The sequence below is a fragment of the Methylobacterium tarhaniae genome (assembly GCF_001043955.1).
Taxonomy (GTDB): Bacteria; Pseudomonadota; Alphaproteobacteria; order Rhizobiales; family Beijerinckiaceae; genus Methylobacterium; species Methylobacterium tarhaniae.
In genome coordinates, this window is record NZ_LABZ01000159.1 from 1 (window position 1) to 9238 (window position 9238).

The window sequence follows — 9238 nt, forward strand, 5'->3', positions numbered from 1 at the left end:
TCGCCCGCCCGGGCGGGCGAGCCGGACGGGCGGGGCAGTCTCGACACCTTCCTGGTCGCCCTGGGGGAGGACCAGACCGCGCATGCCGTGGCGGTGGTGCTCGCCGGCACCGGCAGCGACGGCACGCTCGGCGTCACCGCCATCAAGGCGGCAGGCGGCCTGACCCTCGCCGAGCCGCAGGGCGAGGAGTCCCTCTCCGGCAGCACCGCCGCGTCCCTGGCCGACCACGTCGTGCCGCCCGAGCAGATGGCGGACCGGATCCTGGCCTATGCGCGCCACCTGCGCCGCAGCCTCGAGGTCGCCCGGACGGCGGAGGCCGAGATCGCCAGCGATTCCCTGATCCGCATCGCCACCATCCTGCGCAACAAGACCGGGCACGACTTCCACGGCTACAAGCAGAACACCTTCCTGCGCCGCGTCCGCCGCCGGATGCAGGTGGTGCAGATCGAGACGATCGAGACCTATGTCGAGTTCCTGCGCGCCGACGGGGACGAGGTGCAGAACCTGTTCAACGACCTGTTGATCGGGGTGACGCAGTTCTTCCGCGACGGCCGCGAGTTCGAGCTGCTCGAGGCCGAGGTGATCCCGCGGCTGTTCTCCGGCAAGAGCTCGAGCGACCAGGTCCGGATCTGGGTTCTCGGCTGCGCCACCGGGGAGGAGGCCTACTCGATCGGGATCCTGCTGCGCGAGCACATGGCCAAGCTCGACGCGGTGCCGCAGGTGCAGATCTTCGCCACCGACATCGACGGCCGGGCGCTGGCGACCGCCCGGGTCGGCCGCTACACCGAGGCGGTCGCCCGCCAGGTCCGGCCCGACCGCCTCGGCCGCTGGTTCGTCAAGGAGGGCGCGACCTACTGCGTCGTCAAGGAATTGCGGGAGATGTGCATCTTCTCGCAGCACAACGTGATCAAGGACGCCCCGTTCTCGCGCCTCGACCTCGTCTCCTGCCGCAACCTGCTGATCTACCTCAACGGGGAACTGCAGAACCGGGTAATCCCGCTGTTCCACTTCGCCCTGCGGCCGGGCGGGTTCCTGTTCCTGGGCAATTCCGAGAACGTCACCCGGCACGCCAAGCTCTTCGCACCCGTGGACCGGCGCTACCGCATCTTCCGCCGCCTGGAGAGCGCCACCCGGGTGCTGCCGGAATTCCCCCTGACCGTGACGCCCGACCGGCGCCAGGCGGAGGGCGGCGGGCTCCTGCGCCCGCGGGCGGTCGAGGGCAGCCTCGCCCGCCGGGCCGAGCGGGTGGCGGAGCGCTACGCTCCAGCCTACGTGATGGTCGACGAGGCCTACGACGTGCTGCACTTCTCCGGCCGCACCGGGCGCTACATCGATCCGGCCACGGGCGCGGCGAGCCTCAACCTGCTCAACCTCGTCCACCGCGACCTGCGCCTCGACCTGCGCGCCGCCCTCCTCAAGGCGGGGGCCGAGCACCGCACCGTCAAGGCCGAGCGCACCGCCATGGGCTCCGACGGCGAGCGGCGCCTCGTCACCCTGGTGGTGGAGCCGGTGCCGGGCAGCGAGGGCCCGCCGAGCTTCGTCATCCTGTTCCAGGAGGGCGAGACGCTGGAGGGCGACGCCACCGAGGAGCCGACCCCGTCCTTCCTGCGCGACGAGCACGTCCAGCGCCTCGAGAGCGAGCTACGCCTGACCCGCGAGCGCCTCCAGGCCACGATCGAGGAGCTGGAGAGCACCAACGAGGAGCTGAAATCCTCCAACGAGGAATACCAGTCGATCAACGAGGAGCTGCAATCCGCCAACGAGGAGCTGGAGACCTCGAAGGAGGAGCTGCAATCCGTCAACGAGGAGCTGCAGACCGTCAACGGCGAGCTGGGCCACCGGGTCAACGACCTCGGGCGGGCCAACAGCGACCTGAAGAACCTGCTCGAGAGCACTCAGATCGCCACGGTGTTCCTCGACAACGAGTTCCGGGTCAAGAACTTCACCCCGGCGGTGACCGACATCTTCCACCTGATCGATTCCGATCTCGGCCGGCCGATCACCCATATCGCGGCGCGCATCCACTATCCGGAGCTGCCCGAGGACGTGCGCAAGGTGCTGCGCACGCTCGGCACGATCGAGCGCGAGGTCGGCAGCCCGGAGAGCGGCGCGCGCTACCTCGCCCGGGTGCTGCCCTACCGCTCGATCGACAACTTCATCGCCGGCGTGGTCATCACCTTCCTGGACATCACCGCCACGGCCCGGGCCGAGCGGGCCCTGCGCGCGAGCCAGGAGCGCTTCCGCCGGATGGAACGCATCGTCCCGGCCTTCCTGTTCACGGCGAATGCCGAGCTGGAATGGCTCTACGTCAATCCGCGCTTCTACGAGCATACGGGTCTGGAGGAGGGCAAGGCGCTCGGCCTCGGCTGGCTCACGGTGATGCATCCAGAGGACGTCGAGGAGAACCAGCGCCGCTGGGTCCGGGCGGTCGCGCATCACGAGGCCTTCGAGCACGAGTTCCGCATCCGGGCGGCGTCCGGCACCTATCGCTGGTTCACCGTCCGGGCCGAGCCGATGGCCGACCCGGATGGCGGCGCCGTCACCTGGTTCGGCTCCTGCACCGACAGCCACGAGCGGCGGATGGCCGAGGACCGCCAGCGCCTGCTGCTCACCGAATTGCAGCACCGGGTGAAGAACATCCTGGCGGTGGTGCGCTCGGTGGCCAACCGCACCGCGGAGGGCCAGACCTCGCTCGACGACTTCGTGATGCATTTCGACGGCCGGCTCGGGGCGCTCGCCCGGACCCAGAACATCCTGACCCGCAGCCCCGATGCCGCCACCGACCTCGCCGAGCTGATCGGCGAGGAGGTCCTGTCCCACGCGGTGCGGGACGGCGGCCAGGTGACCCTCACCGGCCCCGAGGTCCGCCTGCCGCAGAAGACCGCCGAGACCCTCGGCCTGGTGCTGCACGAGCTCGCCACCAACGCGATCAAGTACGGGGCGCTCGCCCGCCCGGAAGGCCGGATCGCCATCGGCTGGCACCTCTACGGCGCCGGGCCCGAGCGCCGGCTGCGGCTCGAATGGCAGGAGAGTGGCGTCACCCTGCTCGCGACCGCGCCGACCCGCCGCGGCTTCGGGCGCGAGCTGATCGAGCAGGGCCTGGTCTACGAGTTCGGGGCCACGACCGCCCTGGAATACCGCCCGGGCGGCGTGCGCTGCGTCATCGAGCTGCCGGTGCGGGCGCCGCAGGCCTCGGCCCAGGCTCCCCTGGCGTCGCTTCAGGCACCGCAGGCATCGATCCAGATGCCCCAGGCCCAGGCTTCCGTGCCGCCGTCATTCGTCCCGCCATCCCCGGAGGCCGACGATGCCGAGTGAGCCCGCCCCGCGCGGTTCCGCCCCGCCGGACGCGGTCCTGCGGCGCCTCTCCGGCTACGCCCGGCTGACGCCCGAGGAGGAGGCCTTGCTGCGCCAGGTCACGGCGCGCCCGGTCCTGGTGCCGGCCCGCACCGAGCTGGTTCGCGACGGCGAGGCCGCGCCGCGGCCGCAGGTGCTGGTGGAGGGCTGGGCCTGCCGCCAGCGGCTCCTCGCCGACGGCCGGCGCCAGATCGTCGTCGTGCTGCTGCCCGGCGACCTGATCGGCCTCGACCTGCGCCGGCGCTCGTTGCCCTTCGGCTCCGTCGCCGCCCTGACGCAGGCCCAGATCTGCGAGGCGTCGCCCCTGCGGGAGCGCGCCGCCGCGCACGGAACCGCGCCGGGCCACGAGACCGGCCTGGCCGCCGCCCTGCGGCAGGCGCGCGAGATGGAAGAGATCTGGCTCGTCAACCAGGTGGTGCGCCTCGGGCGCCAGACCGCCTATGAGCGCGTCGCCCATTTCCTGCTGGAGCTGCGCGAGCGGCTGGCGGCGGTGGACCGGGTGCACGACGACCGCTTCTCGTTCCCGATCACCCAGGAGGTCCTGGCCGACGCCCTGGGCCTCAGCGTGGTGCACATGAACCGCACGATGCAGCAGCTGCGCCGGGACGGATTGATCGAGCAGCGCGCCACCGCCATCACCCTGCGCGACGTCCCGGCCCTGGTCTCGATCGCGGATTACGCGATCACGGATCGTGCGGGAGCCCCGGGCGCCTGACCGTCGGCGCGTCGATCTCCCGGCCCTCCCTCGTCCCCGTCGATCATCCCCGCGGATGGCGGATTTTCACATAAGTGATGGAACGGCCCGGAGAAGCGCTTCAACCTCACAAGTGTTGCGGCAATTCTTGCCCGACCGTCCCTGATGGCCCGGTCTCGACCGGGTGGACGACCATCAGGGATGTTGCTGAGGCCCCCAAGTCAACTTGACCGCCCTGCTCGCTCCCGCCGGCAGGGCCTCTTTTTGCGCGCGGGGCGCCGGTGCAGGACCCCGGCGCAGGATCCCGGGACCCGATCCCTGCCGCGGGCGACGATGCCGCGTTGCCAGCGCCGCGCAACCTTCCCATCCTGCCGGAGCATCGTCCGACGGACCGGCTGCCGGTTCGTCGGGGAGAGGCGGCACAACCGAAGACCGAGAGCATCCCCTGAACGGATGGGCGAGGGAGGATCGGGCGTGGAGGATTACCGGGCCGAATTGCTGCGCCAAGTCCGCCTGGGCGACATCGCCACCGGCGAGGCGGCGGGCGCCTGCCTGCCGGGCCTGCTGCGCCGCTTGCGCCACCACGAGGCCAGGGCCGGCACCGCCCCGCCCCCTCTTCGTCTCTACCATCTATGGCGCCGCAACAGCTTGCGCCGGCAGGTGGCCGATGCGCGCTGGCACGTCGAGCAGGGCCGTGCCGCCCGGATGGGCGAACTCGCCTCGCGGCGCTGAGCGGCCCATCACGGCGCACGAGCCTGGCGCGCTCCCCTTGAAGCGGATTCCGTGAAGCAGGTCCCCGCGCGACCGGACCACCGCGCGAGGACCGGGCAGGTCGGACTTTCACATCAGGGCGGGCAGTCGCCCGACGCTGCGGTCAGTGCAGATATCCCAGGAAGAACAGGATCAGGATGATCGGAAGCGGTATTCCGATCAACCAGAGCAGGCCACCCTTCATCATTGTCGCCTCCGCAACTCCGTTAATACTCTTATGGAGTAAGAACGGAGCTTGGCGCGATCCGGTTCCGCCCGAACCGGCTGGCCGAGCGCGGGCCGCCGCCGGCGCTCACGCCGCCCTCCCGGCCTTCCCGGTGGCCGGCGCGACGCCGACACGGTCGCGGCCGCGCGCCTTGGCCTCGTAGAGCGCCGCATCGGCGCGGGCGATCGCCGCCTGGATATCCGGATCATGCGCCGACACCGTCGCGACCCCGATGCTGACCGTGACCATGATGACAGAGCCGGCATGCGTGATCGCGGCCCCGCGCACCGCGATGCAGAGACGGTCGGCGATGAGCGCGGCCTCAGCCCCGCCGAGACCGACCAGCAGCACCACGAATTCCTCGCCGCCGAACCGGGCCACGGTGTCGGAGCCGCGCACCGCCTCCGCCAGCAGGGTGCCGACATGGCGGATCACCGCGTCGCCGGCATCGTGCCCGTGCTGATCGTTGACGCGCTTGAAGTGGTCGATATCGACGACCAGCACGGCGACCCCGCAGCGGCCGTCCCGAGCCTGCGCGAAGGCCTTCTCGGCCGGCGCGGCGAAGCCCCGCCGGTTGCGCAGGCCGGTGAGCACGTCCGAGCCGGCGACCTGGCGCAGATCCTCGATCTGGCGCCGGTAATAGGCGGCGACGCGGGTCGAGCGGATCGTGATGTCGGTGAGCTCGCGCTCGACGGTGCCGATCCGCCTCAGCAGCGAGCGCAGAGCCGCCGAGAGCGCGGCGAATTCCGAAGCCCCGTCGAGGCGCGGCAGGGTCGTGGCGTCGGCGTCGCGGCCGATCCGGTCCACCGCCGCGGTCATCCGCCGGAGCGGGGCCGCGGCACGGCGCCCGAGGCACCAGGCGAGGACGACGCCGATCAGCGCGACGGCGGCGCCGAGACCGAGCAGCGCCTGCGCCGACCGCCGCACCGGGGCGAGAACCTCCTCCTCCGGGCGGGTCGCCACCACGATCCAGCCGAGGCCGGGATCGGCGGACGCGATGCCGGTGCGCTCGCCCGTCGCCGCCGCGGCGAAGCCTGCCAGCCGCGTCTCCCCGTCGATGACCTCCGCGAAGGTGCCGCGGCGCTCCTCCACCAGGAGGCCGAGCCGGGCCGGACCGAACGGCATCGCGCCGAGATGCGGCCCCAAGATCACGTGCCCGCTCCGGTCGAGCACCCAGAGGTCGGTGCCGGGCAGACCCTCGTCGAGGAGCCCGCGGCGGACCCGGATCGCCCAGTCCCAGCTCAGGTGAGCGGCGAGCACGCCGATGACGGCACCGCCGGCATCGCGCACCGGCGCCGCGAGATCGACGAGGCGCAGGGGTTCCGGCTCGGCGCGGGCGATGAGGCGGCTCAGCAGCACCGCCCCGTGCACGTCGCCGACATTGGGTCGGGTCAGCCCGGTCTCGAACCAGGCCCGCCCGTTTATCGCCAATCCCTCGAGCATCCCTTCGGTGGCGGCCCGCACGACGCCGTCCCGTGCCACGAAGCCGAGCCAGGCATAGTCCGGCGCCGTCGTCCGCATGGCGGCGAGGACGCCGCGGGTCGCCGCGGGGTCGGCGTTCCAGCGCTCGCGCAACGGTGCGAGGCTGGCGACGACCTGGATCTCGCGGAACCGCTCGCGCAGGGTCGTGTCGAGGCTCCCCGCCATGAAGGCAGCGAGGCGGGCGAGGCGATCCCCGGCCAGCTCGGCGGCGCTCCGGCGCTCGAGCCAGACCGCTCCGCACACCGTCGCCCCCACCAGGGCGAGGCAGAGCAGGCCGACGAGCGCGGCGAGCTGGTGCTCGAACCGGAGCCGATTCCTGAACGACACGATGGAGCTCCGCGACGGGAAGCCCGTTCTCGCCCGTCTCGCGAAACGATCGGTTCAGCCGACCGCTCGCATTCGAACGATCGGGCCCCGCACCGGGGCGTCCTACGCGTCCGGGACCCGGCGGCGTCCCTGGCTGTGCAGGCGGCGCTCCTGCGCCCCACGCTCGGCGGCGTCGGTGAGCTGGGTGATGAGGGCGCCGGCCGTGCCGAGGGGAATGAGCAGGAAGACCGTGCCGCCATCCGGCCCGCTCACTTCAGCCGCGAGGGTATCGCCGCCATCGATGGTGTTGACGGCGGTGATGCTGGTGATCGAGAGAACCCGGGGTCGTGCGTCGTCGGTCATGCCTGCCACTCCTGCGGCGCAGATGCCACGAAAGCGGCCCTGAACAATTGCTAACACGTTACACGAGGGAGATTGCCCCTCCGCCGGGGAGGGACAACTGTCTTAAGCCGGCCGGCTGAGGCAAACCCTCACGGCGCCGCGCAGGTCAGGCCGGCGCCGTCGGCACGGGGGACCTGCGGATAGGCGCAGACCGGCCGCGACCATTGCACCGCCCCGGCGGCGTCGCGCTTGGTCGCGACGAGCTCGCGCGGCGCCTCGCCGGCCTCGACCCAGCGCTCCAGCGCCGTCAGGGGATCGATCCCGGTATCGGAGATGCCCGGCCCCTCGGTGCCGATGCCGCAATGGTCCATGCCCGGCACCATGAACAGGCGCGCGGTCCTGGCCAGGGCCTCGGGACCGCCGGCGCCTTTCGCCAGCGCCTCGTAGAAGGCGACGCTCATGAACGGCGTGACCAGCGGGTCGCCCCAGCCGTGATAGATCAGGAGCTTGCCGCCCGCGTCGCGGAAGGCTGCGAGGTCGGCCGCGGGCCGCACGGTGGCGGTCGCCGGGTGGTAGGTGGCGGCGTTGTAGATCTGCGCCTGCGGCGCCATCCGGGCCGGATCGGCGGCGAAATCGAAATCCACGACCCGGTAGGCCGGCCCGGGCGAGGGCCAGAACGCCATGTAGCGCAGGAAATCGGCGGAGAAGAGCGGCAGGATCGCCGGCGCGTTGCCGAGGCCCGTGAGCCAGCGCGGCCAATGCGCCTCCGAGCCGAGCGGGATTCCGCCCGGATAGAGCGCCCGCCCGGCGGCATCCGTCGGGCCGGCATACCATTTCTCCAGCACCCCGGCCTCCGCCTCGCTCAGGCACGTGTCCGAGGTCTCGCCGGTGCAGCGCAAGGAAGACGGCTTGAAGCCGCATTGCCGCGGATCGGCGACGAGGCCCTTGTTGCCCTCGGAGCCGCAGGCGGCGGCCACCGCATCCGCCACGAGCCTGACCCGCGGCGTCGTCAGGATCGGCTTGCCGTCGGCGCCCGTATTCGCCTTCGTCACCCAGGCGAAGGTCGTGGCGACGAGGCCGGTATAGTCGAGGGCAGGCGCCCCGCTGATGATCCCGTCGAAATCCTTCGGGTATTTGAGCGCCTCCATCGCCGCCATGCGGCCGCCGGTGGAGCAGCCGGCGAAGTAGGACTTGGCTTGCGGCCGGTCGTAGAATGCCCGCACCAGCACCTTGCTGACCCGGGCGGTCTCGGTCACGGCGCGCTGGCCCCAATCCATCCGGGCGACGAGGTCGCCGACGGCCCAGCGCCCGTCGACCGAGCCGGTGCCCCAATGGCCCCCGTCCATCGTCGAGGCGGCATAGCCCCGGCGCAGGCCGTAATTCATCGCGTTGGTGAAGCCCGGCGCATCGGAATTGAGGGTCCCGCAGAAGCCGCCGCAGCCGGTGCCGTAATACTTGCCGTTCCAGTTCTGCAACGGCAGCCGCACCTCGAAGCTGATCGCCGGCCGCACCGTGCCGAGCACCCGGCAATAGGCCGGCAGGTCACCGGAGGCCGGCACCTCGGCGGCGGAGTGGAGGTTCACCGCCTCGATCTTGAGGCTGGCGAGCGCACCGCATTCCCCGGCCAGGGCCGGCGCCGCCATCAGCCCGGCGGCGAGGCCCGCCGCGATTCCGATCTTCCGCCCCATGTCGCCTCCCCCGTTTCAACGAAGCTTAGCCCCAACCTCTTGCGCCGTCGCCAGCGGAATGCGCTAAACCCGCCGGAACGACAGATCAGGGCGGGAAGCGCGATGGCAGGCACCATGGCCGGCGGCGATTTCGAGGATTTCGGCACCTACGACTACATCGTGGTCGGGGCGGGCTCGGCGGGCTGCGTCCTCGCCAACCGCCTCTCGGCCGATCCCCCCCGGCGCGTGCTGGTGCTGGAGGCGGGCGGGGGCCGCCAACCGGTCTTGGTTCCCAACCCCGGCCGGCATTTCTTCGCCCACGGCCACAAACGGGCGGGCTGGCTGTTTACCACCCCCGGGGGGGCGGGGGTGGAAACGGGGCCCGCCCCCCTCGCCCGCGGCCAGGGGGCCGGGCGG

The 9238-nt window shown here is 71.8% G+C and carries 7 protein-coding genes; 4 read left to right on the plus strand and 3 right to left on the minus strand.

The features are described from left to right. The 3 genes from VQ03_RS21380 to VQ03_RS21390 all read left to right on the plus strand — a co-directional run. A partial coding sequence (locus VQ03_RS21380; RefSeq protein ID WP_053078685.1) for a CheR family methyltransferase occupies positions 1-3315 on the plus strand: 3315 nt, incomplete at its 5' end. Next, complete coding sequence (locus VQ03_RS21385; protein WP_048452929.1) at positions 3305-4069, plus strand: Crp/Fnr family transcriptional regulator; 765 nt, start codon at positions 3305-3307, stop codon at positions 4067-4069. The genes VQ03_RS21380 and VQ03_RS21385, both read left to right, overlap by 11 nt. Positions 4070-4501: 432 nt before the next feature. Further along, positions 4502-4780, plus strand: coding sequence for a hypothetical protein (locus VQ03_RS21390; protein ID WP_245292158.1), 279 nt, complete (start codon positions 4502-4504; stop codon positions 4778-4780). 331 nt (positions 4781-5111) lie between these two features. Here the strand turns inward: VQ03_RS21390 and VQ03_RS21395 are convergent, their stop codons facing one another. From VQ03_RS21395 to VQ03_RS21405, 3 genes are all read right to left on the minus strand, one after another. Then, the gene (locus tag VQ03_RS21395) at positions 5112-6833 is read right to left on the minus strand and encodes a sensor domain-containing diguanylate cyclase (protein ID WP_053078686.1); all 1722 of its coding nucleotides are present in this window, start codon (positions 6831-6833) and stop codon (positions 5112-5114) included. Positions 6834-6935: 102 nt separating this feature from the next. Then, positions 6936-7175 (minus strand): hypothetical protein, encoded by a 240-nt coding sequence (locus tag VQ03_RS21400; RefSeq protein WP_048452932.1) that lies wholly within the window; start codon positions 7173-7175, stop codon positions 6936-6938. Between the two features lie 128 nt (positions 7176-7303). Then, the gene (locus VQ03_RS21405; protein ID WP_053078687.1) at positions 7304-8842 is read right to left on the minus strand and encodes a tannase/feruloyl esterase family alpha/beta hydrolase; all 1539 of its coding nucleotides are present in this window, start codon (positions 8840-8842) and stop codon (positions 7304-7306) included. Between the two features lie 102 nt (positions 8843-8944). Between VQ03_RS21405 and VQ03_RS21410 the strand changes: the two genes are divergently transcribed. After that, positions 8945-9238: NAD(P)-binding protein (locus VQ03_RS21410; RefSeq protein ID WP_048452933.1), on the plus strand; the 294-nt coding region annotated here is incomplete at its 3' end.